We start from the raw sequence: 25,500 nt of genomic DNA, 5'->3' as shown, positions 1-25,500 counted from the left end.
CCGACGCCAGTTCGGTCGTTCACGCATCCGCGGTACGTCAAACCTCCTGGACCAATGATCTCCGGTCCTGCCCGACTGCGGAACCCCGGCTGGCGGGCTGGGCTCCATCACGTCCGCGTCGGCTCGGCGCGGCGAGGAAGCTCCGCGACCGCCGGCAGCGCGAGGAAGACGATCACGGCGGCGACGAGGAACGCGGCGCGGTAGCCGGACTCGGACGGTACCGCGGCGTGCGCCGGGGTGGCTCCCGCCACGATCGCGGCGGCGATCTGTGCGCCGAGCGCCCCGCCGATGGTGCGCAGGATCGTGTTCATCCCCGTGGCGACCCCGGTGCGCCCCGCGTCGACGGCGCCCACGACCAGGTTCCCGACGGAGGCGAAGGCCAGCCCGTAGGCGATGCCGAGCACCGCCCCGGCCGACGCGAGCTGCCACGGGTGGTCGTGGGCGAGCGCCAGAGCCAGCAGGGACACGGAGCCCAGGGCGGCGCCGGACTGGAACACCCGTCGCGCCCCGACCGTCGACGTGAGCCGGGCCGCGAGCGGCGCCGCCAGGACCATGAAGGCCGCGATCGGCGCGATGAGCAGGGCGGTCCGGGCGGCGGAGTAGCCGAAGCCGTAGCCCGCGGCGCTGGGCGTCTGGGCCAGCGCCGGCAGCAGCGTGACGGCGGCGAACATGCCCACGCTCACGACCAGCGTGGCGATGCTGACCGGGGCGAGCCGGCGCCCCGCCAGCACGCGGAGGTCCACCAGCGGTTCGCGGGTTCGAGTCTCCGTCACCACGAACGCGACCGCGGACACCAGGGTCACGGAAGCCGTCAGGAGGATCGCCGCCGACGACCATCCCCACAGCCGACCTTGACTGATCGTCAGGAGCAGGCCGGCCACGGCGGCGGTCAGCAGCAGAGCGCCGGGTACGTCGATGCGCGCACGGTCGCCCCGCGCGCCTGGCGCGGGCAGTCGAGCCGTTCCGGCGAGCGCGAGCAGCGCGACGGCCAGACAGCCCAAGAACAGCCAGGCCGGCGCGGCGACGCCGACGACCGGGCCGGCGGCGACCATGCCGACCGCGCCGCCCACACCGAACATCGCGCTCAGACCCGCGACGACTCTCCCGAGCCGCTCCGGCGGCACCGTCGCCCGGGCCAGCCCGAAGGCGGCCGGGAACACCCCGCCGGACAACCCCTGGACCGCGCGGCCCGCCAGCGCCCCGGCGAACCAGCCGGCGTCCGCGCCGACCGCGGCCAGCGCGCTGCCGGCGGCCAGACAGCCGAGTCCGGCGGCCAGCACGGTCCGGTGCCCGTACTGGTCTCCGAGACGGCCGGCGATCGGCGTGGCCACCGCGGAGGCCAGCATGAAGGCGGTGAGCAGCCAAGTGGCCGACGGTGTGGTCACCTCGAAGTCGCGGGCCAGCACGGGCAGCGCGGCGAGCACGATCGTCTGGCAAGCGGCGACTCCGAAGGCGGCCAACAGCAGTACCGCTACGGCCGGTTGACCGCCGGCCTGCCTGTGTCCGGCCGCTTCCCGCGGCGCGCGAACCGTACCGGAGCGCCGGAGCGAACGGCGTGCGGACAGGACCAGACCGCCCACGGCGACAAGGATCCACATCAGGCGCCGCTCCCGCCCCGCGCACGACGCGCGTCCCGCCCGTCCCCCGGATCCCCACTGGGCTTCAGCTGTTCCCGCGCCCACGCCTGTGCGGCCACCACGGTGTCGACCGTGTACGTGGGGCAGCCCCACAGCCTCGCGCCCGCCCGGATCGCCTTCGCGTTGGCCCGCTGCACCTCGGCGGAGACCACGAACGCCAGTCCGCGGCAGGACTCGGCAAGCCCGGGACGCAACCGCCTGAGCATGCGCACCCGTTCCGTCGCGGCCGCCGGGCGGGGGCCACGCCGCACCGTCGAGGGCATTTGTACGACGGCTGCGAAGCCCTCACGCCGGGCCCGCGCCGTCTCCACGGCGGCGCCAAGCGCGCCCGCCACCGCGGCCGGCGCTTCGTCGCCGGTCCGTTCCGATACGTCCACGACCACCAACGGCCATGTGGGGAACGCCGGTTCAAGGGTCACCCGTCCACCTCCATCACTCGCGTGGTTAGGTGACCCTAACAGAATAGTGACCATTGGTCACTAAGTGGTTCGGCAAGCATCCCCTCCTGGCCGTTAGGGTCGGATCATGCAGCCCCGCACCCCCAAGATCGGGCGTCCCGCCCGCCTGAGTCACGAGCTGATCGTGGCCACCGCCATGCAGAGCGACCTGGCCACGCTCACCATGCGGGAGCTCGCCGGGCGCCTCGGTGTCTCGCACTCGGCGCTGTACCGCTGGGTCGCCGACCGCGACCAGCTCCTCGACCTGATCAGCGAGACCATGGTCGAGCGGATCCTGCCGGAGGGCGAGCCGACCGAGGACTCCTGGCGGGACTGGCTCGCCGAGCTGGCCTGGTCCATGCACGACCAGTTCCTGGCCGTCCCCGGATACGCCACACACGTCGCACGCCCGCATCGGCACAACGCGGCCTCGTTCGCGCGGCTGCGCGACCGGGTCGTCGGGGCGTTCCGGGTCGCCGGCTGCGACGAGACGGCGGCCGAGCAGAGCTGGACCGTCTACGGACTGAGCGTGGTGCAGTGGGTCGGCGCCGTGGAGTCCGCCGGTGAACTCCACGGCCTGGCGCCGCGCTTCGACCTCTTCCTCGACGTACTGCTGCGCGGCCTGCCGGTCCGCCCGTCACCCGGCCGTCCGCGACCTCCGGCGTAGCCGTCCGGTGCGGGCGAGAGTGCTCACAGGGACTGCTTCATCAGCCACTCGCGGATGCCGGGGATCGAGTACGCGATCTGCCAGGTGCCCATGTGCGGGCTCGTGGCGCCGGTGGTGGCGGTGACCGTCCCGGTCTGGAAGGCGGCGTAGTTCACCGGCGCCTGCTGCTTCTTCAGGTTGCGTACGTCCGCCGCGAACTGGGTGGCGGTGGACCCCGCGTCCCACACCGCCGTACCGACCTTGGTGCCTGCCGCCTCGATGACCTTGGTGATGGCGTTCTCACCGGGGTAGGCCTTGGTGTCGTCCTGCGCCACGAGGATCCACAGCTTCTTCTGCGCCAGGGGCGCGGCCTCGCTGTCCGGCCACTGCCCGGCGACGATGTAGGCCGCCGCGAAGAGGTCCGGGTACCGGATGTTCAGCCCTAGGGAGAGCATCGCGCCCATCGACTGACCGGTGGTGTACCGCCGCTTGGGATCGATGGCGTACTTCTCCGTCACCGCCTCGACGAGATGGGCGGTGGTCTCGAAGAGCGTGGTGGGCTTGTAGTTGTCGTCGATCACCACCTCGCCGTACTCGGGCGCGAGCACGAACGACTCGTGCCTGGCCTGGTCCTCGGGACTGGCCCAGCAGACCGCGCCCAGCCCCTGGACCAGCGGGCCCACGGTGTCGACGTTGACGACGCTCGCGTCGTGCATGAAGAGCACCAGCGGGTACTTCCTGCGCGGGTCGTAGCCCTTGGGGACGAACAGGTTGTACTTGAGGGTGCGGCCGGTCGCCGGGTCCTCGAAGGTGAACTGCCGGAAGTCGTCGACGATCAGGTTCACCACCGCGCTCGTGGCCACCGCGGTTCCGCTCGCCGGGAAACGTGCGCCGCGGCTGGTGCTGATCGTGCCCGTCTGGGTGACGGTGGCCTGCGCGGGCACGATCGGGCCGCCCGGGGTGGTGTCGCCGGCCGTCGGTCCACCGGTGCCGGGGTTGGTGCCGGAGCTGCCCGACGGGCTGGGCTCGGCGGAGGCAGAGGCGGAGGCGGACGTGGACGCGGTCGGGCTCGGCGACGCACCGACCGCGTCCTTGCCCCACAGCAGGGCCGCCTTGTCGTCGGGCGACAGCTCGACGACGACATACCGGCCGTCCCGGCCCCGGTCGGCGAGTGCGGCGGTCCGGTTCGCGTAGACCTTGGTGACCGTACGGTCCGCGACCGCGAACGACGAGGTCGAGAGCGACGAGTCGGCGATGTCGTGGTCGTACTCGACCGCCACGGCGATGAGCTTCTGCCCCTCGCCGTAGACCCTGGTGATCGCCGTGGCGCCGACGATGTGCCCGCTCCGCGACGCCGGGGCGTCCGAGCCGGAGGCGACCGCGACGGCTCCGCCGCCGAACACGGCCGCGGTGCCGATCCCGGCCGATCCGGCGATGACAGTACGCCTGGTGACCAAAACAAACTCCTTCATCGGTGGGGGGAATGAGACTGGCTGGCCGGATTCGATCCCTCGGTATATGGCGGGCGATAACAAGCCACTTTTCCCGGCGAAGGGAAGTGGAAAAGGGAATGGCGAGCCGGCGTTCCGTGAGCGTGGCACCGGTGTGCCGGGCGGTCAACGACGGCGGTGCGGGATCTATGGTTGCGCAGGTTGACGACACTGGCCCCCACCTGCGGGGCAGCCCCGTACCGCGCGAAGACGCCGAGGAATCCCACAGAAACACAGGAAGTCCAAAGAATCGGTTCATTCGGGCGGACAGCACAAAGTGACCGCAAGATTTTCGGCCTCACATCTCACCGCACCGGCGGCGATTCATGGGTCTCTCATTTTTGTCGGCCACAGTCGTCCGCAGCCGCTGACATGAACCGTCCGTCATCGAGAATTGCGAGGTACGACAGGATGGCCGACAGCGAGACGAACGGAAACAGAGAGGCGGATCGGCGCGGCTTCATGCGCCGGGTGTTCCTGGCCGGGGGCGCCACGGCGTTCACCGCCATGGGCGGCGCGGGCGCGCTGGCCTTCGCCGACGACGGCTCCACCCCCTCCGCCACGCCCACCGACAGCGCGAGCCCCTCCCCGAGCGCGAGCCCCACTCGCGCGCCCGGTGGTGGCGGGCCGGGTGCGCAGACCATCACGGAGGACTTCTTCGGCCTGACCACCGACGGCCGCCGGCTCGACGACCTGTTCACGATCCACTCCCAGGGCGTCGACACCGCCCCGGTCGTCGCGGCCGCGAACGCGTTCCTGGCCGGCCTCACCGACACCCAGAAGACGGCGACGCAGTTCACCCTGCGCTCCACCGAGTGGCGGACGTGGAGCAACCTCGACCCGGGGGAGTTCCCCCGCAAGGGCGTCTCCTTCGCCGATCTGACGGCTGATCAGAACGTGCTCGGTACGGCCCTGTTGAAGGCCGCGCTGAGCGCCGACGGGCTGGAGACCACCGAGAAGATCCGCCGTATCAACAACGCCGCCGGTGAACTCCTCGGCAAGAGCGACGACTTCAACGACGTGCTCTTCTACTGGACCGTGATGGGCACCCCGTCCACGACCGAGCCCTGGGGCTTCCAGCTCGACGGACACCACCTGGTCGTCAACTACTTCGTGCTCGGCGACCAGGTCGTGATGAGCCCCTGCTTCTGGGGCTCCGAGCCCACCTCGATGGAGATTGACGGCGAGACCGTCTCGGTCTGCCAGGAGGAGGTCGCGGCGAGCCTGGCGTTCATCCAGTCGCTCACCGCCGCCCAGCAGCAGACCGCGATCGTCTCGGCCACCAAGGCGGACGAGGACATGAAGGCGGGCGCCTTCGCCGACAACGCGGTCGAGGCGTACGCCGGCATCCGCGCGACCGCGCTGACCGCGGCGCAGCGGAAGAAGCTCCTCGCGGTCGCCGAGGCGTTCGTGGACCGCGCGAAGGCGGACGTCGCGAGGGCGCGTATGGCCGAGATCCGCGCCCACCTGGACGACACGTATGCCGCCTGGATCGGCGGCACCGGCGACGACGACCCCTTCTACCTGCGGGTGCACAGCCCCGTCGTGTGGATCGAGGTCGACTGCCAGGCGGCCGGCCCGCTGGGCGGCGCGTACGGCAAGACCCGGGCCGACGGCCCGAGCCAGCTGCACATCCACTCCGTCGTCCGCACCCCGAACGGCAACGACTACGGCAGCGAGCTGCTGCGGCAGCACTACCTGACGTCGCCGCACCACCGCTGACACCCGCATCGGGTACGGCCCGGACGCGCAGGTGCGTCCGGGCCGTGTGCCGTCAGCCGGCCGCGGACCCCCACTCCGCCTCGGGGTCCAGCGGCAGCTCGGGGCGGTCCCGCTTGAACTCCTCCGCCTGCTCCTCGACCTTGGGCAGCGCGTGCTCGGGCGCGCCGAATCCGCGGAACAGGGTCGTGCAGTACTCCCGGGCCAGAAACGCCGCGTCCCACTGCCCGTCCGGTTTGACCCACTGGTAGGTGTGGTTGTGGAGGTTGAGGAACTGCAGCGTGGCCAGCCGGGGCGGCAGCGCACGGAACGTGCCCTGGTCGACGGCCTCCGCGAGCAGGTCGGAGATCAGCTGCTCGAAGTCGGAGCGCTGGCCCAGCAGCGTCTTCAGCTCGGGCCCGCTCAGGCTGCGGTAGTCGTGCTCGTAGACCCAGATGTGGTCCAGCCGACGGAAGATGATCGTCAGCAGCGACTCCGACAGCAGCCGCAGCCGCAGCAGCGGATCCGCGTCGAGCTCCGTGATCTGCCGGGTACGGGTCAGCAGCGGGCCCATCACCCGCCCCTGGATCTCGACGAGGAGGTTCTCCTTGGAGCCGATGTAGTAGTACAGGGCTCCCTTGGCGAGACCGACCGCGCGGCCCAGGTCGTTGATGGACGTCGCGGCGTACCCCTGCCTGGCGAACAGCTCCGCCGCGACGTCGATGATCTTCTGTCGTCTGACCTCGAAGCCCGGTCCGTGGCCCGGCGGTCGTGGCATGGGTCCTCTCCCCGCTCGCTGTGACGAGCTATCGACGGAAACCGACTCCCGGCACCGCGTCGGACGGCTTGCGCACATCCGGGGGAAGCGGTCTCCGGGAACGTCACCTGGTTTGCTGGACCCAACGGTACGTTAAAGGATGATGACCGGGCGGGACATGGGCGCGCTGCCCGTGCGAACAGGGGTCCGGACACCGACAGTCGCGAGACACTCTTCCTGCCACGGGTGTCTCGAGTGAGGAGCGGCGCATGACCACGGTAGGGATCGCCACCGGTGCCGGTCGCGGGACCGGGGAGGCATGCGCGCGGCGCCTGGCCGACCTGGTGGACGTGCTCCTGCTCGCCGACCGGAACGAGGCGGCGGTCGCCGCGCTCGCCAAGGACCTGACCGGCTCCGGCCGCAGAGCCGTCGCCGAGCCGTTCGGCATGGACGTCACCGACCGGGAGGACCTCGCGCGCCTGGCCGACCGGGTCGCCGGCCTCGGCACGCTGCGCGCCGTCGCGCACGCCGACAACGTGGAGCCCGAGGACGCCGACTGGCGCGGGATCATCGAGGTCGACTTCGTCGGCACCGTCCTGCTCGCCGAGGCGCTGCGCCCGCTGGCCACGGCCGGCACCGCCTTCGTGTACTGCGCCTCGGTGTCGCCCCTGATCGCCCACATCGACCCCGACCCGGAGGTCGCGGCCGTCCTGGACGGACCGGCGGAGGAGGACTTCGTCGACCGGATCCGCGAGGCGATCGGCCCCGCCCTGGAGGACCCGGCGTGGGCCTACCCGTGGGCCACCTACGGCGTGCACCGCTTCGCCCGCGCCGAGGCGGTGCGGCTCGGTCCGGCGGGCGCCCGCGCCTGCTCGGTGTCGCCCGGCGCCATCGACACCCCGCAGATCCGGCTGGAGGCGGCCCGGAACCCGTCGGTGCAGCAGCTCATCGGGCGCACACCGCTGGGCCGTGTCGGCCGGTACGAGGAGGTCGCGGCCGTCGTCGCGTTCCTGCTGTCGGACGAGGCGAGTTTCGTGAGCGGTGTCGACATCGTCGTCGACGGCGGCCTGTACGCCGCCGTCCGGGACGAGTGACGCCCTCTCCGGTGCGTGTGATCTAGTTCACATTGAAAGCCTCCGGTTTGATGCCATCAGGGGTTCTACGCGCGTAGTGGACTGATCGTCCTAATCGAAGGGGTCGGTCCGCTTACGCGATCTCTTGACCGGGGTCACAGGGCTCGGTTTAGTACCTAACCGTCTGTCACATCCCCAGCTCTTCCTGGCGCGTTCCCGCATGCCCGGACGCTTCGCCGTGCCACGCGCCACCCCGAAAGGAAACACCCCGGTGCCCCCGTTCATCGCGCCCGTTCATGCCCTCGGCCGTACCCTTCGACGCGGGTGGGCGAGGTGAGCCGACACCGGGTCGGAGCCGCGCGGACCAGGTCGAACGCCGGTCGCGGCCGCAGCATCCGGGCCTCCCTCATCGCCCTCGCGGTGGTCCCGGCGGCCGGCATGGCCCTGCTGTGGGCCAGCGGTTCGGCTCTCCAGCTCGACCAGTGGCACAAGGCGTCGAACGAGGGCGACGCGGCGAGGACGACCTACGCCCTGATCCCCGGTGTCAGCGCCTTCCAGGAGGAGCGACGGCTGACGATCCGCCGGCTGTCCGCACCGGGCGGTGACGACGCGCTGGAGGCGCAGCGGCGCCGGACCGACGCCGTACTCGCCGCCTTCCACAAGGCGGACGCCGCCGCGGCCGGCCAGGGATCGGCGCAGTACCGGGCCCAGTTGAAGGTCGTGCGCAAGCAGCTCACCGCGCTGACCGCCGAGCGCACCGCCGTCGACAAGGGGAAGACCACCCGTCAGCGCGCCTACGACGTCTACTCCGACGCCGTGGCCTCCGCGCTGAACCTCTTCGGCACGCTCAGCTCCGACAACGGCAACGCGGCCACCGCGTCCGACGCCGCCCACGCGCTGGCGTTCATGCGCGGGACGGAGGCGCTCTCGCAGGAAGGGACGATCCTCGACGGCGCCGTCGCCACCGGGCGGTTGAGTGTCCGCGAACGCACGGACCTGTCGGCCGCGGCCGCCGTCCGGGGCTCCGTCTTCGCCAACGAGGTGGTGCCCTACCTGCCCTCGGACCTGCGGACGGCGCTGGACAAGGCCATGGGCGGACCGGACTGGGCCGCCATGACGGCCGCCGAGAAGGCGGTGGCCGAGGCGGCCGTGGCGACGGACGGCACCGTCGACGTCCCACGTGCCGCCACCGAACGGGCAGCCGCGCCAGGGCGTGTGTCCGACGCGGTGCAGAGCGTGCAGGGCCGGTATCTGCCCAAGGTCACCGAGGAGGCCGAGGCGCGGACCGACGAGCTGCTCGCCCGGGTGCTGGGCGGCAGCGCCCTCGCCCTGGTCGCGGTCCTCGCGGTCGGCTTCATGTCCTGGCGCATCACCCGCTCGCTCATCGGCCGCATGGCGGGCCTGCGCGCCCAGACGCTCGAACTCGCCCAGGACCGGCTGCCCGAACTCATCACCAGGCTGCGCACCGAGGGCAGCCGCGCCGACATCGGCGAGCTGCCCGAACTCGACTACGGCACCGACGAGTTGGGCAAGGTCGCCGAGGCCTTCAACAGCGCCCAGCGGACCGCGGTGAGCGTCGCACTGGAACAGGCCTCGCTGCGCGAGGGCGCCCGCCTGGTGTTCCACAACATGTCCCGGCGCATCCAGATCCTGGTGCACCGTCAGCTCACGGTCATCGACGGCATGGAGCGCAAGGAGCAGAACCCGCAGCAGCTGGCCGACCTGTACCGCGTCGACCACCTCGCCACGCGGATGCGCCGCAACGCCGAGAGCCTGACCGTGCTGTCCGGCGCACCGCCGCGGCGGCGCTGGAAGCAGGCGGTGCCCCTCGGGGACGTCCTGCGCAGCGCGGTCTCCGAGATCGAGGGTTACGCCCGGGTCGTGGTCGAGCCGATGCCGCCGGTCGCGGTGGCGGCGCCTGCGGTCGGCGACGTGATCCACCTGATGGCCGAACTCATCGAGAACGGCGTCACCTTCTCGCCCCCGCACACCGAAGTGCGGGTCCGGGCGCTGCCGGTGGCGCAGGGGTACGCCGTCGAGGTGGAGGACCGGGGCCTGGGCCTGTCGGCCGAGGAGTACGAGGCGGCCAACGAACTGCTGCACGAACCCAAGGACTTCAGCTTCACCGCGCTCGGCCAGGACCCGCGCCTGGGCCTGTTCACCGTCGGCCACCTCGCCCATCGGCACGCGATCACGGCCGGGCTGCAGGCCTCGTCGTACGGCGGAACGCTGGCCGTCGTCGTGCTCCCGCACGCGCTGACCGAGCCGGCCGCCGAGACGATGGAGCCGCTGGACCCCCGGGCGGAACGCCATCTGGCGTCGGTCACCGACCCGTCGGACGACGTGTCCGCGACGACCGGCGGCTTGCCGAGACGCACCCGCACCACGGGACGCCCGCAGCCCGTGCCCACCGACTGGGAACCCACTTCCGCCCCGACGCCGACCGGCGTGGCCGACGGCCCCGCTTCCTCCGGCCCACCCGCCCGCCAAGGCACCGCACCCGGCGACCGCGCCACCGCCGCACGCCGAGTCCGCGACGCCGTACCCGCACCGCCTGTTCACGAGGGCACGCGGACGCTCGGCGGCCCCGGCACCCCATCGCCCGTTCACGAGGGCACGCGGACGCTCGGTGGCGCCGACGCCACGTCGCCGGTTCACCAGGGCGTGCGCGGCTTCGATCGCCCCGATGCCGCATCGTCGGTCCGTCACGGCATGCCCACGCCCGGCGGCCCCGCCCCCGCGGCTCCCGGCGGCGCCTTCATGGCCGACGGCCGGTTCCCGGCCACACCGTCGGTCCGGGAGTACGCGTCCACCGACCCGGCCGGGCGTCCAGCCGCCCCTGGTGGTGCTCGCCCCAGCCGTCTCCCGCGCCGGGTGCGGCAGGCGAGCCTCGCGCCGCAGCTCAGGGAGCGGCCCCGGGATCCGGACGGTGGCTCGGAGGCCGGGCGGCCCGCCCCCGAGCGCCGGCCCGAGCAGGCGCGCTCGATGCTCGCCGCCCTGCGGGACGGCACCCGCCGGGCCCGGGCCCAGGAGGAAGTCCCCGCACCCGTCTGGCCCTCGGCCCCGTCCGAGCGGCGTCCGCTGCCCACCCGTAACCGCCCGACAAGGAACACCCCATGACAGCGACCAACACCACGCACGGCGGACTGGCCTGGCTTCTGGACAGCCTGATCGAACGGATCCCGGAGACGCTGCACGCGATCGTCCTGTCGGAGGACGGCCTGCTCGTCGGCGGCTCCGCGGACCTTGAACGGGCCGACGCCGAGCAGCTCGCCGCCATCGCCTCGGGTGTGCACTCGCTGGCGCAGGGCACCAGCAGGCACTTCGGCGGGGGACGGGTGCAGCAGACCGTCATCGAGATGGACGACCTCTTCCTCTTCGTCACCACCGCGGGCGGCGGCGCCCGGCTCGCCGTGCTGGCCACCTCCGCGGTGGACGTCGGCAACGTCGGCTACGAGATGACCATGCTGGTGCGCCAGGTCGGCCAGTTCCTCAGCGCCGCCCCACGGTTCCCCGACTACGACGGCGCGGCCTTCGCGGGTGAGCATGAATGAGGCACTGGTCGGAGGAAGACCCCTGGGCGGACGACGACCCCGGTCCGCTCGTCCGCCCGTACACCGTCACGCGCGGCCGGACCTCGTCCGCCCGCCCCGGCCTCGAACTGATCTCACTGATCAGCACCGTCCGGCCGCCGACCCGCGACCAGCGGCTGCAACCGGAGCAGAACCGCCTGCTCGCCCTGTGCCGCACCCCGACCGCACTGGTGGAGGTCGCCGCCCGGCTCGACCTGCCCGTCGCGGTCGTCCGGGTCCTCCTCGACGACCTCCTGGACCATCAGCTCGTCTCCGTCTCCCCGCCCTCCGCGGTCGGTTCCACCGACGCCCGTTTCATCCAGGCAGTGATCGATGGCATACGCAGACTCTGACCCCGGCCGCACCGCGCTCGCGCCCGACGCGGCCACGGCCAAGATCCTCGTCGCCGGCGGCTTCGGGGTCGGCAAGACCACCCTGGTCGGCGCGATCAGCGAGACGGAGCCCCTGCGCACCGAGGAGCTCATCACCGAGGCCAGCGTCGGCATCGACGACCTGGCCGGCGTGGAGCGCAAGACCACGACCACGGTCGCCATGGACTTCGGCCGGATCACCCTCAGCCCGGCCCTGATCGTCTACCTCTTCGGCGCCCCCGGCCAGGACCGCTTCTGGTTCATGTGGGACGACCTCTCGCGCGGGGCGCTCGGCGCGGTCGTCCTGGCGGACACCCGGCGGCTGGAGAGCTGCTTCCCGTCCGTCGACTTCTTCGAGCACCGCGGGATCCCCTTCGCCATCGGCGTCAACTGCTTCGACGGCCGCTGCGAGGAGGACGAGGACGAGATCCGCGCGGCGCTCGACCTCGGCCCGGACGTACCGCTGGTGCTCTGCGACGCCCGCGACCGGGAGTCGGTGAAGTCGGTGGTGCTGGCGCTGCTCGAACACGTCATGCGGGGGCTGGCGGTCGAGGCCTCGGCGACCTGGTGACCGCGCGGAGGGGACGGTTCAGGACACCATCGCCCTGAGCCGTTCGACGTCGGCCAGCCGCCGGGCCGTGGTGGGGGCCAGCGGGCGGACCTGGAGGGTGGTGACCCCGGCGGCGCGGAAGGCCGCGACCCGTTCGGCGACGTGGGAGGCGGGCCCGACCAGCGAGATCGCCCGCAGCAGGTCGGCGGGCACGGCGGCCGCGGCCTCGTCCTTGCGGCCGGAGAGGTACAGGTCCTGGATGGTGGCAGCGGCGGACTCGTAGCCGTAACGGCGGGCGAGGTCGTTGTAGAAGTTGTGGCCGCGCGCCCCCATCCCGCCGATGTACAGGGCGAGTTGGGGCCGGGTCAGGTCGATCAGGTCGTCGGCGTCCTCGCCGATGGCCAGCGGCGGCGAGACCACCACGTCCAGGGCGCCGAGCGCGGGGTCCCGCCGGGCCGAGCCCTCGGCCAGCGCCGGGCCCCACACCTCGGCCGCCCGCTCGGGGTGGAAGAACATCGGCATCCAGCCCTCGGCGATCTCGGCGGCCAGCGCCACGTTCTTCGGCCCGATGGCGGCCAGGACGACCGGGATGCGTTCGCGCACCGGGTGGTTGATCAGCCGGAGCGGCCGGCCGAGCCCCGTGCCCTCCCCGGGCGGCAGCGGGATCCGGTAGTGGCGGCCCTCGTGCACGACCTTCTCCCGGCGCCACACCGACCGGCAGATCTCCACGATCTCGCGGGTCCGGGCCAGCGGAGCGGTGTACGGCTGCCCGTGGAAGCCCTCGATCACCTGCGGCCCGGAGGCGCCGATGCCCAGCGTGAACCGGCCGTCGGAGACATGGTCGAGCCCGGCCGCCGTCATCGCGGTCAGCGTGGGCGTGCGGGTGTAGATCTGCAGGATCCCGGAGGCGATCTCCAGCCGCTCGGTGCGCGCCGCGATGAACCCGAGCTGACTGATCGCGTCGAAGGAGTACGCCTCCGGCACGAAGACGATGTCCAGCCCGGCCTTCTCGTAGTCACCGAGTTCGGCGACGGCATCCTTGAAGCCGCCGCTGTAGCTCAAGGGCATACCGATTCGCATCCAGACCCCACCCTTCTCGCCGCGATAGCGTCAACATAGTGGCAATAAAGTACACTCTATTGGTCGCGGATTGGCAGGGATGCCCTCGCGGCCCTCGCTCAGTCCCGGTCAGCGGAAAGCGCTCGGCGAGGGCCCCTCGTACGCCCCGACACTGAGGCCGTCTGGCCGCCGGCGACGTGCGGCACAGCGTGGGAACAGTGACCGGGAGGTGTGCGGAGTGACGCATGAAGTGGTCGGCCGTGTCGAGGAACTGGGTGCCGAACTGGCCGGGCTCGCCGACGAGAACGAGTCACTCGGCAAGCTGAGCGACCGGACCGTCGAACTGCTCCGTTCCGCGGGTGTCATACGGCTCCTGCAGCCCAAGGAGTTCGGCGGCTTCGGCGCCCACCCCCGGGACTTCGCCGAAGCGGTGATGGCGGTCGCCCGGCACGACGGCGCCGCCGGCTGGGTGTGCGGTGTGGTCGGCGTGCACCCCTGGGAGCTGGCCCAGATGGACCCGCGCCTCGCCCACGAGGTGTGGGACGAGGACCCGGACACCTGGATCGCCTCGCCCTACATGCCCAACGGCGTCGCCGACCCGGTGGACGGCGGCTACGTCCTCAGCGGACGCTGGCCGTTCTCCTCCGGCAGCGACCACTGCCGCTGGGACTTCCTGGGCGCCCTCCTCGGAGACGGCAAGGGCAGGCCCGCCGGGCCCATCACCGTGATGCACGTCGTGCTGCCTCGTGACGACTACGAGATCATCGACGGCACCTGGGACGTCGTGGGCCTCGCGGGCACCGGCAGCAAGGACGTCGTCGTCGACAAGGCGTTCGTCCCCGAGTACCGCACGATCCGTCAGGAGGCCGTCCAGGACGGGGCCGCGGCGGGAGCGGCCGGGCTCGACACGCTCTACCGGCTGCCGTTCACCTCCATGTTCCCGCTCGGCATCACCGCCGCGGTCATCGGCATCTGCGAGGGCGCCCTCGCCGTCCACCTCGCCCAGCAGAAGGACCGCGTCGCCGTCACCGGCGTCCAGGTCCGCGACGACCCGTACGTCCTCTACGCCGCGGGCGAGGCGGCCGCCGAGATCGCCGCCTCGCGCGTCCAGCTCATCGACGGCATCAGCCGGCTGTACGACAAGGTGGAGGCCGGCAAGCCGGTCACCATCGAGGACCGCGCCGACGTACGGCGCAACCAGGTCCGCTGTGCCTGGCGTGCCGTCTCCGCGCTGGACGAGATCTTCGCCCGCTCCGGCGGCAACGCGATCCGCCGCTCCAACCCGATCCAGCGGTACTGGCGGGACGCCCACGTCGGGCTCCAGCACATGATCCACGTGCCCGGCACCGCCTATCACGCCAACGTCCTGGCCAAGATGGGACTTGAGGTGCCCGAGTCGATGCGCGCCGTGATATGAGCCGGCAGTTCCGCGACGTGCTCGGCAACTTCCCCACGAGCGTCGTCGCGATCACCACCACGGACACCGAGGGCCGGCCGCAGGGCATGATCGTCGGCACCTTCACCTCCGTCTCGCTGGACCCGCCCCTGGTGTCCTTCCTCGCCGACCGCTCCTCCTCGACGCTGCCGACCATCACGGCGGCGGGCCGGTTCTGCGCCAACGCGCTCGCCGGCAACCAGGAACGGCTGTCCAGGCGGATGGCGGGCCCGGCGAAGGAGCGGTTCGCGGACATCACCTGGCAGGCGTCCGACCTGGGCAATCCCGTGCTGGACGGGATCGTCGCCTGGGTCGACTGCACGGTCGAGCAGGTCGTCGAGATCGGCGATCACCTGTTGGTCGTCGGGCGGGTCCAGGACCTGCGCGTCGAATCGCCGAAGACCCCGCTGCTGTTCTTCCGGGGCGGCTACGGCGACTACCTGTCGAGCGCGGGACTGCTGCTCGACAGCCTCGTGGGCTGGCACGAGATCGGCCGGTAGACACCGGCCGGCGGAAAGATAGGGAGCCGCAGTGAGCAAAGACCGCTACATAAGACTCGAGCGCATCTCCGCGTGGTGCGGAGTCGTCCTGCTGGTGGGCTTCATCGCCGCCTTCGGCGCGGGCCACCTGCTCACCCCGGTGGATCCGGACATGAGTGCCACGGACCTCGTCGCCTTCCTGCACGACCACCGCACAGGGATCCTGTGGTGCACCGTGATCATGGTGCTGGCCGTGCCCTTCGAGTACCCCTACGTCGTCGTGACGAGTCTTCAGATGAAGCGCGTCGAGGGCGGCTGGGGACTGCTGTCCATGATCCAGCTGACCACCGGTGTCGTCGCCCCGCTGGGCTTCTTCTTCCCCCTCGCCATCCTCTCCGCCGCCGCGTACCGGCCGGAGATCCACTCGCCCGACGTGCTGTCCGCGATGACCGACACCTTCAACCTCATGCTGGTCGGCAACGCGTGCATCTTCGTCCTCCAGGTCTGGTCGATCGGCTACACGGCGTTCATCGACCACCGCGAGAAGCAGGTGTTCCCCAGGTGGTACGGCTGGCTGAGCATCGTGCTGGGCGTGCTGCTCATCCCGGGAGCGTTCGTCTTCGTCGTCCACAGCGGCCCGTTCGCCTGGAACGGCCTGCTCGCCAACGTCATCCCCTCGCTGACCTACTTCGTGTGGAAGATCGCCACTCCCTATGTGCTGCTCAAGGCGATCAAGTCGGAGGAGCAGGAGCCGACCGAGCAGGCGGAGGCCGCGCCCGCGACCGTCTGACCTTCCGCGGCGCATACGACGGTGGCCGTGACCTCGCCAAGAGGTCACGGCCACCGTCGTATGTGTTTCACACCGAGAGCGCGAACCCGCCCGTCACCCGCAGGGTCTCGCCCGTGACGAAGGACGCCTTCGACGAGACCAGGTACAGCAGCGCCTCGACGATGTCCTGCTCCCGCCCCGCCCGACGCAGGATCTGCTCACCGAGGACACGTTCCGCCTCGGCCTCGGACAGCTGCGCACGCACCGTGTCGGTGAGGATGAGGCCCGGCGCGATCGCGTTGACCCGGATTCCGGCGTCCGCGAACTCCCGCGCGAGGGCCACCGTCAGCCCCCGTACCGCGAGCTTGGACACGCCGTAGATGCTGCGGTTCGCGTACGCCGCCGAGGACGAGATGTTGACGATGGAGGCGCCGGGGCGGCCCCGCATGGCCTCCCGGGCGGCGAGCGAGCAGATGATGACGCCCATGACGTTGACGTCGAGCACCCGCCGCACGTTGGCCAGGCCGAGCTCGGTGAACGGCCTGTTGTAGGCGGCGTGCAGGCCGGCGTTGTTGACCAGGACGTCGAGTCCGCCGTGCTGTTCGACGATCCCGGTCACGACGGCGTCGACCTGGCCCTCGTCGGCCACGTCGCAGGCGACCCCCGTCGCCTTCCCGCCCTTTGCGGTGATCTCCGCCGCCGCCTCCGCCGCGACCTCGCCGTCGACGTCGGCGAGCACGACATGCGCGCCGAGTGCCGACAGCGCCTGGCCGAAGGCCTTGCCGAAGCCCCGCCCGCCTCCGGTGACGAGCGCGACCCTGCCCCGGTGTTCCGTGTCGTCCGCCATCAGTACCTCACCTGGGCCCGAACCGCTGGCCCGCGTCCAGGCGCAGGCACTGGCCGTTCAGCATCGGGTTGTCGACGACGGCCAGGGCGAGCCTCGCGTACTCCTCGGGCCGGCCGAGCCGCCGCGGGAACGCGGCGTCCTTCACCAGCGCGGCCCGCGTCTCGGCGGGGATCTTCTCGGTGGCGCCCGTCTCGAACAGGCTCGGCGCGATGGCGACCACGCGGATGCCGAGCGAGCCGAGGTCGCGGGCCATGGTGAGGCTCATCCCGGCGATGGCCGCCTTGGCCGCCGAGTAGGCGACCTGCCCGATCTGCCCCTCGAAGGCGGCGATCGAGGACGTGTTGACGATGACACCGCGTTCACCGTCGGGGTCCTCGGGTTCGTTGCGGCTCATGTGGGCGGCGGCGAGACGGCTGATGTTGAAGGTCGCCACGGCGTTGAGGTCGAGCACCCGGCGGAAGGTCTCCAGGTCGTGCGGGCCGTCCTTGCCGAGCGTGCGGCGTACGCTGCCGCCGCCCGCCGTGGTCACCGACACGTGCAGTCCGCCGAGCGCGTCCACGGCCTCGGCCAGCGCGTTCTCCGTCGCTTCGAACTCCGTCACGTCGACGGGATGGAAGCTCCCCCCGAACACGGCGGCGACCTCGGCTCCCGCCGACGCCGGACGATCGAGTACGGCGACCTCGGCGCCGCGGGCCGCGAGCAGCTCGGCGGTGGCCCGGCCCATGCCGGAGGCGCCGCCGAACACCACGGCCTTCTTGCCCTTGATCTCCATCGGGAACCTTTCGGATCGTCAGCTCGGGGCGGATCGTTCGCTCGGGTCGGATCGATCGCCGACGCGGGGCCGCGAGCGAGCCCTCATGCCTTCGCGGAAGGCCCGCGCAGCAGCCCGCACAGGCGGTCGCGGTGTACGGCCGCGTCGCCGTGCAGCACGCTGTCGGCCCGTGCGCGGCGCAGGTGGAGGTGGAGGTCGTGCTCCCAGGTGAAGCCGATGCCGCCGTGCAACTGGAGCGCGCGGGCGGCTGTTTCGGGGGCCCCGGACGCGACGTAGGAGGCCGCGGCGCAGACGGCCCGCTCGGCGTCCTCCGCGTCCGCGTCGACGGCCATCGCGGCGTACGCCGTGGCGGCTCGCGCACCGTGCACCAGCAGCGCCATGTCGGCGCAGGCGTGCTTGACGGCCTGGAACGTGCCGATGGGCCGCCCGAACTGCACGCGGGACGTGGTGTGTTCGACGGTGAGCTCCAGCATGCGCTCCATCACCCCGAGCGCGTCGGCGCACCGCAGCACCGAGGCCTCGTCGAGGCACCGCTGGATCTCCGCGGGCCCTCCGCCCAGGCGACGCGTGCGCGGGATCCGTACGCCCTTGAACCGGACCTCGTGGAACGAGCGGGTCAGGTCCAGGACCTGCTGCCTGCGCACGGTGACCCCGGGGGCCGCCCGGTCGACGAGGAACGACGCCGGGACCCCGTCGTGAAGTGCGGTGGTCAGGAGCCAGCGGGCGCCGCCGGCGTCCTGCACGGTCGTCTTGACCCCGTCGAGGACGATCGCGTCCCCGTCGGTCCGGGCGGTGGCACGGATGCCGTCGAGCGACCACGGGGCGCGCGGTTCGGCGAAGGCCCAGGCGGCCCAGTCCGATCCGGCGGCCAGCCCCGGCAGCACCTCGGCCCGCAGTTCGGGCGGGCCCGCCGCGGCAAGCGCCCGGCCGACGATCCCGGTGGGCGCGAACGGGCCCCGCCCGAGCGCCCGCCCGATCTCCTCGGCGACGAGCGCCAGTTCCACCAGGCCCTGCCCCGCGCCGCCGTACTCCTCGGGCAGACCCAGACCGGGCCAGCCGAGGTCGGCGGTCAGCCGCCACACCTCGGGATCGACGTCCTCGTCACGGTCCGCCCACGCCCGTACGTGCTCGATCGGGGCCCGGTCCGACAGCAGGTCGCGCGAGGCCTCGCGCAGCATGTCCTGCTCCTCGCTGAGGTCGAAGTTCACCCTAGCAAGGTATCCTCTTTTACCGGTGAGGTCGAGAAGCAGACGCGATATGGCCGATCCTTTATCGGCCGCCAGCCCATTTAAGTACTCTGAATTACATGGTTGATGCCGTTCTTCTCTCCGCGTGCCGTACCGCGATCGGAACCGCCCGCCGGGGAACCCTGCGGGACACCGACGCCTTCGAACTCGCCACCGTCGTCGTGCGCGAGGCCGCGCAACGCAGCGGGCTGCCGCCCGAGACCATCGACGACGTCGTCCTCGGCGAATCCCTCGCCGGAGGCGGTGACATCGCCCGGTACGCGGCGCTGGAGGCGGGGCTGACCCACGTCCCCGGCCTGGCCCACAACCGGCACTGCGCCTCGGGGCTCGCGAGCGTCGCCACCGCCGCCGCGAGCGTGCGGGCCGGGATGGACCGGGCGGTCGTCGCGGGCGGGACGCACTCCTCGTCCACCGCGCCGGTGGCCCGGCGGCGCATCCCCGGCACCGACGACTGGCTGGACCCCTGGATGGCCCCGACCCATGTCCCGAGGCCCGGGGCGCCGAACAACGACATGGCGGTCCTGGTCGGCTGGAACACCGCCAGGCTGGCCGGCCTCACCCGCGAGGAGATGGACGGCTGGGCACTGCGCTCGCACGAGCGGGCGGTACGGGCCATCGACGAGGGCCGGTTCACCGACGAGATCGTGCCGGTCAAGGTCACCGGCCGGGACGGAGCCACCTCGGTCTTCGACACCGACGAGCATCCGCGCCGCGACACCAGCGCGGAGAAACTGGGCGCGCTGAAGGTGCTGCACCCCGAGATCGACGGGTTCTCCATCACGGCCGGCAACTCCAGCGGCGTCAACGACGGGGCGGCGGCGGTCGTCGTCGCCGGTGCGGACCTGGCCGCCGCGCACGGTCTCACGCCCATCGCGACCATCCGCTCCTGGGCGAGCGTCGGGGTGGACCCCGTCGAGACGGGGCTCGCGCCGATCGCCGCGATCTGCAAGGCCCTCGACCGCGCCGAACTGGGCATCGACGACGTCGACCTGTTCGAGGTCAACGAGGCCTTCGCCGCGGTCGCCGTCGCCACCACGCGTGAGCTGGGCCTCGACCCCGAGCGGGTCAACCCCTTCGGCAGCGGGTGCAGCCTCGGCCACCCGATCGCGACCACCGGCACCCGCATGGTCGTGACCCTGGCCCACGAACTGCGCCGCCGGGGCGGCGGGACCGCGGTCGCGGCCATGTGCGCGGGCGGCGGCATGGGCTCGGCGATGGTCCTGACCGTGTGAACGGCGGTGTTGCAAGCCGGAGTTGAGGGCGAGGGCGGCGCCCGCTCAGCGCGCGGCCCAGCTCACCGTCTTGGTTTGGAGGTACTCGTCCAGGCCGAACTCGCCCCACTCCCGGCCGAGTCCGCTCTGCTTATACCCGCCGAACGCGGCCCGCGGGATCACTCCGGCGCTGCTCGCGTTGACGGCGACCGAGCCGGTGCGGACACGGGACGCCATTTCGTACGCGGCCACCGTGTCGGCGCTCCACACGGCGCCGGCGAGGCCGTACGGGCTGTCGTTCGCGATCCGTACCGCCTCCTCGTCGTCGGCGAACGGAATGACGACGCCGACCGGGCCGAAGAACTCCGTGCGCGCGACGGTCATGGAGTTGTCGACGCCGGTGAAGAGCGTGGGTTCGACGAAGTACCCGCGGTCGAGACCGGGAGGCCGGCGGCCGCCGCAGACGAGACGGGCTCCCTCCTCCTCGCCGACGCGGATCAGCTTCTCGACCTTGTCCCGCTGCGCCTCGCTGATCAACGGGCCCATGGTGGTGGCCGGGTCGGCCGGATCGCCGACCTTCACCTTCGCGAGGGCCGCGGTCAGCCGGTCGACCAGCTCGTCGTGGACGGACTCGTGCACCAGCGTGCGGGTCAGCAGGGAACAGCCCTGCCCCGCATGGGCGGTGATGCCCATGAACGCCGCGCGCACGGCGCCGTCGAGGTCGCCGTCGGCACGGACGATGTTGACGGACTTGCCGCCGAGTTCGAGGACGACCTTCTTCAGGGAGGCCGCGGCCTGCGTGTAGACCATGCGCCCGACCGTGTCCGAGCCGGTGAAACTGACGAGGTCCACCATGGGATGGGTGGTCAGCTCGCGGCCCGCCTCCACGTCACCGGTCACGATGTTCAGCACACCCGGCGGCAGCCCGGCCGCGTCCGCGAAGTCGCCGATCAGCAGGGACTCCAGGGGAGTCGTGGGCGCGGGCTTGAGTACGGCGGTGCAGCCCGCCGCGAGCGCCGGGATCACCTTCATCATGCTGAGGAAGAACGGGAAGTTGTACGCCGAGATCAGCGCGCACACCCCGAAGGCCTCGCGGCGCAGCACTCCCTGGGTGATGCCCAGGCCCGGCGTGATCGTCGGATCCATCGGCCGCTCCCAGTCGAAGCGCGGCATCACCCGCTCGGCCATGTCCCGCAGATGGGCCACCGGAACCCGTGTCTGCAGCGACTCGGCCAGCGCCCGGACCGAGCCCGCCTCGGCCATGTTCACGGCCACCAGCTCCGGCAGCCGGCGCTCCATCTCCTCGGCCATGCGCAGCAGGACGGCCGCCCGCTCGGCGGGCCGCATCCGCGGCCACGGCCCCTCGTCGAAGGCGCGCCGGGCCGCCTCGACGGCCAGCCGTACGTCCGCCGCCGACGAGCCGGGGACCTCGGCGATGGTCTCCTCGGTCGCGGGGTTGCGGACGAGGACCGGGGTGTCCGCGCGGCCGTCGGTGCGACGCCCGTCGATGTAGAGCCGCGCAGAGAACGAGTACGCCGTCGTCATGTGCCGTCTCCTGATCGCCAGCCAATGCGTCCATTTAAGTGTACTGAATTACGACGGCCGCAGAAGGGGGTGGGGAAGGGAGGCGGGTGGGTCAGTGGCAGGTCAGGGATCTGTCAGCTTCCTGTAGCAAAGCACCCCGTCATTCCGTATGCGTAATTATTGACTCGACCGGTCGGTACAGCTAACTTCGGCCTGGACGGCGGGTTGGCGTTCTGCCACGAACGACGAGGTTCGAAAGAGGTACGGCCTGTGTTCAAGGAATTTGTCGTGTCCGGCGATTCGCACATCATCGAGCCGGCGGATCTGTTCAGGGACCGGCTTCCCAAGGGGCTGCGCGACCGCGCTCTGTGGGAGGAGGAGTTCACCCTCGACGAGCCGATCGTCGAGGGCGGGCACACCGAGTTCAAGAAGCTGCACACCATCGGTTTCGACGGCTGGACCATCTCCAAGTACCGGCAGTTCGGGGGCGAGACCCCGGACGGCGAGCCCGAGCACATCATCCGGGACATGAACCTCGACGGCGTCGACGCCTCCGTCATGTTCCCCAACCTGTCGCTGTTCGTGCTCTTCACCGACGACCACGAACTGTCGATGGCGCACGCGCGCGTGTGGAACGACTACATCGCCGAGCGCTTCCTCAAGTACAAGGACCGGCTGCGGCCGACGGCGGCGATCCCGCTCACCGACGTCCCCGAGGCGGTCGCCGAGATCGAGCGCTGCTCACGCATGGGGCTCGGCGCGATCCTGCTGCCGGAGACTCCGCCGCTGCCGTACTACTCCCGGGAGTACGACCCGGTCTGGGCCGCCGCGCAGGCGCACGGGATGCCGGTGTTCATCCATGTCGCGACCGGCGGGGTGCGCGTCAAGGAGGCCGAGTCCGAGACCGCGGTCACCGTCCGCGGCATGATGACGGCCGTCAACATGGGCAAGGGCCAGCTGACCGACGACATGGTCTCGGGCCGGCTCCTGGCCGGCGGCGGCGGGGACGGCGGCCCGCGCCGCATCGTCGCGGGCCTCGTCGGCGGCGGGGTCTGCGAGCGCTTCCCCGACCTCCACTTCAACCTCATCGAGTACGGCGCCGGCTGGCTGGTCTCCTTCATGGGCTACATCGACAAGGCCTGGCGGACCGGCACCGGCCAGGACGCCGACTGGTGGCTCGGCTTCTGGGACGACAGCCGCGGGCCCAAGGACCAGCCCGCCATGGGACGCCTGTTCCTGGTCAACGACAAGTGGCCCTACCCGCTCAAGCCCAGCGAGTACATCCGGCGGCAGATCCACGTGCAGTTCGCGGACGACCCGATCGCGGTCCAGGCCCGGCACATCACCGGCCTGTCCACGATCATGTGGGGCAACGACTACCCGCACGCCGAGGGCACCTTCCGCAGCAGCGCCGAGTGCATCGCCGAGAACATCGACGACTCGGTGTCCGACGAGGACCGCGCCGCCATCCTGGGTGGCACGCTCGCCAAGGTGGTCGGCTTCGACACGAGCAAGAAGCTGGCCCCGGTCTCCGAAGGGGTCTGACGGGCCGGTACCGGCTCCCTGGAACGAGGACCGGCCCCGGAGCGCGCACCGCTCCGGGGCCGGTTCGTCGAGTCGGCTCTGCTCAGTCCGCCTGTGCCGGTACGGCGCCGATCAGTGCGAGGGCGGCCCGGGCGTAGGCGGACCGGCGCCTGGGGCTCACCATGAAGCTCGGGGGCGCGAAGTAGCCGACGTCGCGCGGGAGCGAGCCCGCCCTGCGCCCGAGGGCGTCCTTCGCGTCCGCGGTCGTGCCGCAGACGGCGATCTCCGCGAGCATCTCGTCGGTGACCGCCCGGCCCATGGCATCCGTGTCGCCCGCCCTGAACGCCGCACGCAGCCGCGCCACCGGCTCCTCCCATCCGTGGTGGGCGACGAAGGGGTCGTACGTCTTCACGGTGAGGTAGAAGGCGATCATCCGGCGGGCGTCGGCGACGGCCCGCTCCGGCGCGGAGTCGTCGACCGCGGTGATGATCCAGCCGTGTTCGAGCAGCCGGCCGTCGGCCGCCGTCTCCCGCTCGCCCGCGCCCCGCTCGACCCCGGGCCGTACGACCTCGTTCCACCAGGAGTCCGTGAACAGCCCGTGCCCGATCACCCCGTCGGCCACCCGGCCCGCGGTCGCGGCCATGCGCGTGTTGAACCCGGCCAGCAGGATCGGGATGTCCAGCCGGCCGAGCACCGGAGCGCGCACGTCGGCGTCGAGCGCGTAGTACTCGCCCCGGTAGCGGACGCGGTCGCCGTTCTCCGCGTGCAGCCAGGCCCGTACGGCGCCGACGGTCTCGGCGATACGGGCCACCGGCCGCTCCGGGGGTACGCCGAGCCAGTCCCGGTTGATCCGGAAGGCCGCGCTGCCGAGGCCGAGGAAGAGCCGGCCCGGCGCCTGGGCGTGCAGATGGCGCAGGGCCGTCGCGTGCGCGTAGGGCGTGCGGGCGAAGGCGTACGCGATGGCGGGCCCCGCCAGGGCGTGTTCGGTGTTCGCCACGATGTCGGCCACCGTCAGGTAGGAGTCGTGGTCGGCGAACTCCCCGGCGCAGAAGGCGCCGACGCCGGCCTGCTCGGCCTCCCGCCCGACGTCCCGGCCGGGCCAGGGCATGCCGAACCGCATGAGAGCCTCCCGATGGTCACCCTGAAGTCGAATCCCGTAAAACAGTACACTTATTTGGTTGGGGTGGGGAGAGGGGTGACGGGACGCCTCAGCGCAGGGTCCACCCTGCGCGCGGCACCGCCGAGCGGTCCACCTCGGCCTTCCCGATCGGGTTGCCGATCTGGGTGTACGACAGTCCCGTGCGCAGCGCCTGGGTACGGGTCGAGTCGAGGGACTCCCAGATCGCGCGGACCGTGCCCTGGATCGCGGCCGGCGGCTTGGCGGCGATGATGCGGGCGATCTCGTCGGCCCGCTCCCACAGCCGCTCGCGCGGCAGCACCTCGCTGACCAGGCCGATCTGCAGGGCGCGCGCGGCGGAGACGCGCTCGTCGAGGCCGAGCAGGGCGATGCGCAGCGTCTCGCCGAGCGGGATCCGCCGGGCCAGGCCGATGGGTTCGAGGGCCGCGGTCAGGCCGTAACTGACGTGCGGATCGAAGAAGGTGGCCTCCTCCGAGCAGATCAGGATGTCGGCCTCGTTGAGCCAGTAGAACGCGCCGCCGGCGGCCATCCCGTGCACCGCGCAGACCAGGGGTTTCCACACCTGGTTGAGCTTCGGCGAGAGGAACTCCCCGGGGTCGGTCTGCGACCAGACGTTGGGGTGCCGGTCGATCCCCTCCTTCACGTCCATGCCCGTGCAGAAGGCCCGGTCGCCCGCCCCGCGCAGCACGACGACCCGAACGTCGTCGTCGGCCTTGACGGTGTCCCAGAGGGTCGAGAACTCCTCCAGCATCGGCTGGTTGAAGCCGTTCATCGCCTGGGGCCGGTTGAGCGTGATCGTGGCGACGTGATCGGTGACCTCGTACAGCACGGTCGTGAGTTCCATCCGACAGCTCCGTTCTCGACGCGATCGAGGAAAGTAGTATACTTTTCTCTGGTTACTCGGTGCCACTGATCGGTACCACGAGAGCCGCGGAGGACACTGCGATGAGGCCACGCGTGGGGCAGATGCTCGCCAGTACGGTCGACACGACGGCGGTGATCGTCGTGCGGTGCCCGGACGAGGACCTGGAGATCACCTGCGGCGGAGCCGCCATGGCCGAGGGGAACGGACCGGGGCCCGCCGCCGGCGGCACCCCCGACCCCGGCCTGATGGGCGGCGCGCTGCTCGGCAAGCGGTACGCGGACGAGGATCTCGGCGTCGAGCTGCTGTGCACGAAGCCCGGACCGGGCACGCTGGCGGTGAACGGCGTCCCGCTGCCGGTGAAGACCGCCAAGCCGCTCCCGGCCTCGGACTGAGGGGCGG

At 71.7% G+C, this 25,500-nt stretch carries 24 protein-coding genes; 13 read left to right on the top strand and 11 right to left on the bottom strand.

The annotated features are described in order from the left end of the window. Positions 1 to 107: 107 nt before the first annotated feature. Together MQP27_RS43550 and MQP27_RS43545 are read right to left on the bottom strand one after the other, a co-directional pair. Positions 108 to 1,598: an MFS transporter gene (locus MQP27_RS43550; protein ID WP_242776096.1), complete on the bottom strand. Its 1,491-nt coding sequence runs from the start codon at positions 1,596 to 1,598 to the stop codon at positions 108 to 110. Further along, the gene (locus tag MQP27_RS43545) at positions 1,598 to 2,056 is read right to left on the bottom strand and encodes a hypothetical protein (protein WP_242776093.1); all 459 of its coding nucleotides are present in this window, start codon (positions 2,054 to 2,056) and stop codon (positions 1,598 to 1,600) included. The genes MQP27_RS43550 and MQP27_RS43545 overlap by 1 nt, the downstream gene beginning before the upstream one ends. 106 nt (positions 2,057 to 2,162) lie before the next feature. Between MQP27_RS43545 and MQP27_RS43540 the strand changes: the two genes are divergently transcribed. After that, positions 2,163 to 2,741, top strand: coding sequence for a TetR/AcrR family transcriptional regulator (locus MQP27_RS43540; RefSeq protein ID WP_242776090.1), 579 nt, complete (start codon positions 2,163 to 2,165; stop codon positions 2,739 to 2,741). 23 nt (positions 2,742 to 2,764) lie between these two features. On the opposite strand, the gene MQP27_RS43535 is transcribed toward MQP27_RS43540, so the two are convergent. Next, positions 2,765 to 4,177, bottom strand: a complete 1,413-nt coding sequence (locus MQP27_RS43535) for an alpha/beta hydrolase-fold protein (protein WP_242776087.1) — start codon at positions 4,175 to 4,177, stop codon at positions 2,765 to 2,767. A gap of 444 nt (positions 4,178 to 4,621) precedes the next feature. On the opposite strand from MQP27_RS43535, the gene MQP27_RS43530 reads away from it, so the two are divergent. Further along, a complete protein-coding gene (locus MQP27_RS43530) occupies positions 4,622 to 5,932 on the top strand; it encodes a DUF3500 domain-containing protein (protein WP_242776084.1) in 1,311 nt (436 codons plus the stop codon). Positions 5,933 to 5,984: 52 nt separating this feature from the next. Here MQP27_RS43530 and MQP27_RS43525 read toward each other — a convergent pair whose 3' ends face one another. Further along, positions 5,985 to 6,686 carry a TetR/AcrR family transcriptional regulator gene (locus MQP27_RS43525; RefSeq protein ID WP_242776081.1) on the bottom strand — a complete coding sequence of 234 codons (702 nt, stop codon included), beginning with the start codon at positions 6,684 to 6,686 and terminating at the stop codon, positions 5,985 to 5,987. Positions 6,687 to 6,934: 248 nt separating this feature from the next. Between MQP27_RS43525 and MQP27_RS43520 the strand changes: the two genes are divergently transcribed. The 5 genes from MQP27_RS43520 (at position 6,935) to MQP27_RS43500 (ending at position 12,252) form a co-directional block, all read left to right on the top strand. Further along, entirely contained in the window at positions 6,935 to 7,759 is an 825-nt protein-coding gene (locus MQP27_RS43520; protein ID WP_242776078.1) for an SDR family oxidoreductase, read from the top strand. Between the two features lie 312 nt (positions 7,760 to 8,071). Continuing rightward, a complete protein-coding gene (locus MQP27_RS43515; RefSeq protein WP_242776074.1) occupies positions 8,072 to 10,858 on the top strand; it encodes a sensor histidine kinase in 2,787 nt (928 codons plus the stop codon). Further along, positions 10,855 to 11,292, top strand: coding sequence for a roadblock/LC7 domain-containing protein (locus MQP27_RS43510; protein WP_242776070.1), 438 nt, complete (start codon positions 10,855 to 10,857; stop codon positions 11,290 to 11,292). The genes MQP27_RS43515 and MQP27_RS43510 overlap by 4 nt, the downstream gene beginning before the upstream one ends. Further along, positions 11,289 to 11,663, top strand: coding sequence for a DUF742 domain-containing protein (locus MQP27_RS43505; protein ID WP_242776067.1), 375 nt, complete (start codon positions 11,289 to 11,291; stop codon positions 11,661 to 11,663). Before MQP27_RS43510 ends, MQP27_RS43505 begins: the two co-directional genes overlap by 4 nt. Beyond that, positions 11,644 to 12,252, top strand: a complete 609-nt coding sequence (locus MQP27_RS43500; protein WP_242776064.1) for a GTP-binding protein — start codon at positions 11,644 to 11,646, stop codon at positions 12,250 to 12,252. Before MQP27_RS43505 ends, MQP27_RS43500 begins: the two co-directional genes overlap by 20 nt. 18 nt (positions 12,253 to 12,270) lie before the next feature. Here the strand turns inward: MQP27_RS43500 and MQP27_RS43495 are convergent, their stop codons facing one another. After that, positions 12,271 to 13,311, bottom strand: a complete 1,041-nt coding sequence (locus MQP27_RS43495; RefSeq protein ID WP_242776061.1) for an LLM class F420-dependent oxidoreductase — start codon at positions 13,309 to 13,311, stop codon at positions 12,271 to 12,273. A 217-nt stretch (positions 13,312 to 13,528) separates the two neighbouring features. Between MQP27_RS43495 and MQP27_RS43490 the strand changes: the two genes are divergently transcribed. The 3 genes from MQP27_RS43490 to MQP27_RS43480 are packed head-to-tail and all read left to right on the top strand — an operon-like array spanning position 13,529 to position 15,994. After that, entirely contained in the window at positions 13,529 to 14,707 is a 1,179-nt protein-coding gene (locus MQP27_RS43490; RefSeq protein ID WP_242776059.1) for an acyl-CoA dehydrogenase family protein, read from the top strand. Next, positions 14,704 to 15,225: a flavin reductase family protein gene (locus MQP27_RS43485; protein ID WP_242776056.1), complete on the top strand. Its 522-nt coding sequence runs from the start codon at positions 14,704 to 14,706 to the stop codon at positions 15,223 to 15,225. The genes MQP27_RS43490 and MQP27_RS43485 overlap by 4 nt, the downstream gene beginning before the upstream one ends. A 31-nt stretch (positions 15,226 to 15,256) precedes the next feature. Next, entirely contained in the window at positions 15,257 to 15,994 is a 738-nt protein-coding gene (locus MQP27_RS43480) for a hypothetical protein (protein ID WP_242776053.1), read from the top strand. Between the two features lie 67 nt (positions 15,995 to 16,061). Here the strand turns inward: MQP27_RS43480 and MQP27_RS43475 are convergent, their stop codons facing one another. The 3 genes from MQP27_RS43475 to MQP27_RS43465 all read right to left on the bottom strand — a co-directional run bounded on the left by MQP27_RS43475 (position 16,062) and on the right by MQP27_RS43465 (position 18,800). Further along, positions 16,062 to 16,820 carry an SDR family NAD(P)-dependent oxidoreductase gene (locus MQP27_RS43475; RefSeq protein ID WP_242776051.1) on the bottom strand — a complete coding sequence of 253 codons (759 nt, stop codon included), beginning with the start codon at positions 16,818 to 16,820 and terminating at the stop codon, positions 16,062 to 16,064. 7 nt (positions 16,821 to 16,827) lie between these two features. After that, complete coding sequence (locus MQP27_RS43470; RefSeq protein ID WP_242776048.1) at positions 16,828 to 17,592, bottom strand: SDR family NAD(P)-dependent oxidoreductase; 765 nt, start codon at positions 17,590 to 17,592, stop codon at positions 16,828 to 16,830. An 83-nt stretch (positions 17,593 to 17,675) separates the two neighbouring features. Then, the gene (locus tag MQP27_RS43465) at positions 17,676 to 18,800 is read right to left on the bottom strand and encodes an acyl-CoA dehydrogenase family protein (protein ID WP_242776045.1); all 1,125 of its coding nucleotides are present in this window, start codon (positions 18,798 to 18,800) and stop codon (positions 17,676 to 17,678) included. Positions 18,801 to 18,898: 98 nt separating this feature from the next. Here MQP27_RS43465 and MQP27_RS43460 point away from each other — a divergent pair, with 98 nt between their 5' ends. Beyond that, complete coding sequence (locus MQP27_RS43460; protein ID WP_242776042.1) at positions 18,899 to 20,071, top strand: thiolase family protein; 1,173 nt, start codon at positions 18,899 to 18,901, stop codon at positions 20,069 to 20,071. 45 nt (positions 20,072 to 20,116) lie between these two features. On the opposite strand, the gene MQP27_RS43455 is transcribed toward MQP27_RS43460, so the two are convergent. After that, on the bottom strand, positions 20,117 to 21,595 hold the full coding sequence (locus MQP27_RS43455; RefSeq protein ID WP_242776039.1) for an aldehyde dehydrogenase family protein: 1,479 nt from the start codon (positions 21,593 to 21,595) through the stop codon (positions 20,117 to 20,119). A gap of 267 nt (positions 21,596 to 21,862) precedes the next feature. On the opposite strand from MQP27_RS43455, the gene MQP27_RS43450 reads away from it, so the two are divergent. Next, positions 21,863 to 23,119, top strand: coding sequence for an amidohydrolase family protein (locus MQP27_RS43450; RefSeq protein WP_242776036.1), 1,257 nt, complete (start codon positions 21,863 to 21,865; stop codon positions 23,117 to 23,119). A gap of 82 nt (positions 23,120 to 23,201) precedes the next feature. Here the strand turns inward: MQP27_RS43450 and MQP27_RS43445 are convergent, their stop codons facing one another. Beyond that, positions 23,202 to 24,218: an LLM class flavin-dependent oxidoreductase gene (locus tag MQP27_RS43445; RefSeq protein WP_242776033.1), complete on the bottom strand. Its 1,017-nt coding sequence runs from the start codon at positions 24,216 to 24,218 to the stop codon at positions 23,202 to 23,204. A gap of 88 nt (positions 24,219 to 24,306) precedes the next feature. Further along, on the bottom strand, positions 24,307 to 25,080 hold the full coding sequence (locus MQP27_RS43440) for an enoyl-CoA hydratase/isomerase family protein (protein WP_242776031.1): 774 nt from the start codon (positions 25,078 to 25,080) through the stop codon (positions 24,307 to 24,309). A 101-nt stretch (positions 25,081 to 25,181) separates the two neighbouring features. Between MQP27_RS43440 and MQP27_RS43435 the strand changes: the two genes are divergently transcribed. Then, positions 25,182 to 25,493 (top strand): hypothetical protein, encoded by a 312-nt coding sequence (locus MQP27_RS43435; protein WP_242776028.1) that lies wholly within the window; start codon positions 25,182 to 25,184, stop codon positions 25,491 to 25,493. Positions 25,494 to 25,500: the final 7 nt, after the last annotated feature.

It is taken from the genome of Streptomyces cylindrosporus, assembly GCF_022698165.1.
GTDB lineage: Bacteria > Actinomycetota > Actinomycetes > Streptomycetales > Streptomycetaceae > Streptomyces > Streptomyces cylindrosporus.
The sequence above is the reverse complement of the archived record's forward strand: the minus strand, read 5'-3'. Positions and strand labels throughout refer to the sequence as shown.

Coding starts and splice junctions, on each gene's coding strand:
- MQP27_RS43550 (WP_242776096.1), bottom strand. CDS start 1,598: ATGTGGATCCTTGTCGCCGTGGGCGGTCTGGTCCTGTCCGCACGCCGT.
- MQP27_RS43540 (WP_242776090.1), top strand. CDS start 2,163: ATGCAGCCCCGCACCCCCAAGATCGGGCGTCCCGCCCGCCTGAGTCAC.
- MQP27_RS43530 (WP_242776084.1), top strand. CDS start 4,622: ATGGCCGACAGCGAGACGAACGGAAACAGAGAGGCGGATCGGCGCGGC.
- MQP27_RS43525 (WP_242776081.1), bottom strand. CDS start 6,686: ATGCCACGACCGCCGGGCCACGGACCGGGCTTCGAGGTCAGACGACAG.
- MQP27_RS43520 (WP_242776078.1), top strand. CDS start 6,935: ATGACCACGGTAGGGATCGCCACCGGTGCCGGTCGCGGGACCGGGGAG.
- MQP27_RS43510 (WP_242776070.1), top strand. CDS start 10,855: ATGACAGCGACCAACACCACGCACGGCGGACTGGCCTGGCTTCTGGAC.
- MQP27_RS43505 (WP_242776067.1), top strand. CDS start 11,289: ATGAGGCACTGGTCGGAGGAAGACCCCTGGGCGGACGACGACCCCGGT.
- MQP27_RS43500 (WP_242776064.1), top strand. CDS start 11,644: ATGGCATACGCAGACTCTGACCCCGGCCGCACCGCGCTCGCGCCCGAC.
- MQP27_RS43495 (WP_242776061.1), bottom strand. CDS start 13,311: ATGCGAATCGGTATGCCCTTGAGCTACAGCGGCGGCTTCAAGGATGCC.
- MQP27_RS43485 (WP_242776056.1), top strand. CDS start 14,704: ATGAGCCGGCAGTTCCGCGACGTGCTCGGCAACTTCCCCACGAGCGTC.
- MQP27_RS43475 (WP_242776051.1), bottom strand. CDS start 16,820: ATGGCGGACGACACGGAACACCGGGGCAGGGTCGCGCTCGTCACCGGA.
- MQP27_RS43470 (WP_242776048.1), bottom strand. CDS start 17,592: ATGGAGATCAAGGGCAAGAAGGCCGTGGTGTTCGGCGGCGCCTCCGGC.
- MQP27_RS43460 (WP_242776042.1), top strand. CDS start 18,899: ATGGTTGATGCCGTTCTTCTCTCCGCGTGCCGTACCGCGATCGGAACC.
- MQP27_RS43455 (WP_242776039.1), bottom strand. CDS start 21,595: ATGACGACGGCGTACTCGTTCTCTGCGCGGCTCTACATCGACGGGCGT.
- MQP27_RS43445 (WP_242776033.1), bottom strand. CDS start 24,218: ATGCGGTTCGGCATGCCCTGGCCCGGCCGGGACGTCGGGCGGGAGGCC.
- MQP27_RS43440 (WP_242776031.1), bottom strand. CDS start 25,080: ATGGAACTCACGACCGTGCTGTACGAGGTCACCGATCACGTCGCCACG.
- MQP27_RS43435 (WP_242776028.1), top strand. CDS start 25,182: ATGAGGCCACGCGTGGGGCAGATGCTCGCCAGTACGGTCGACACGACG.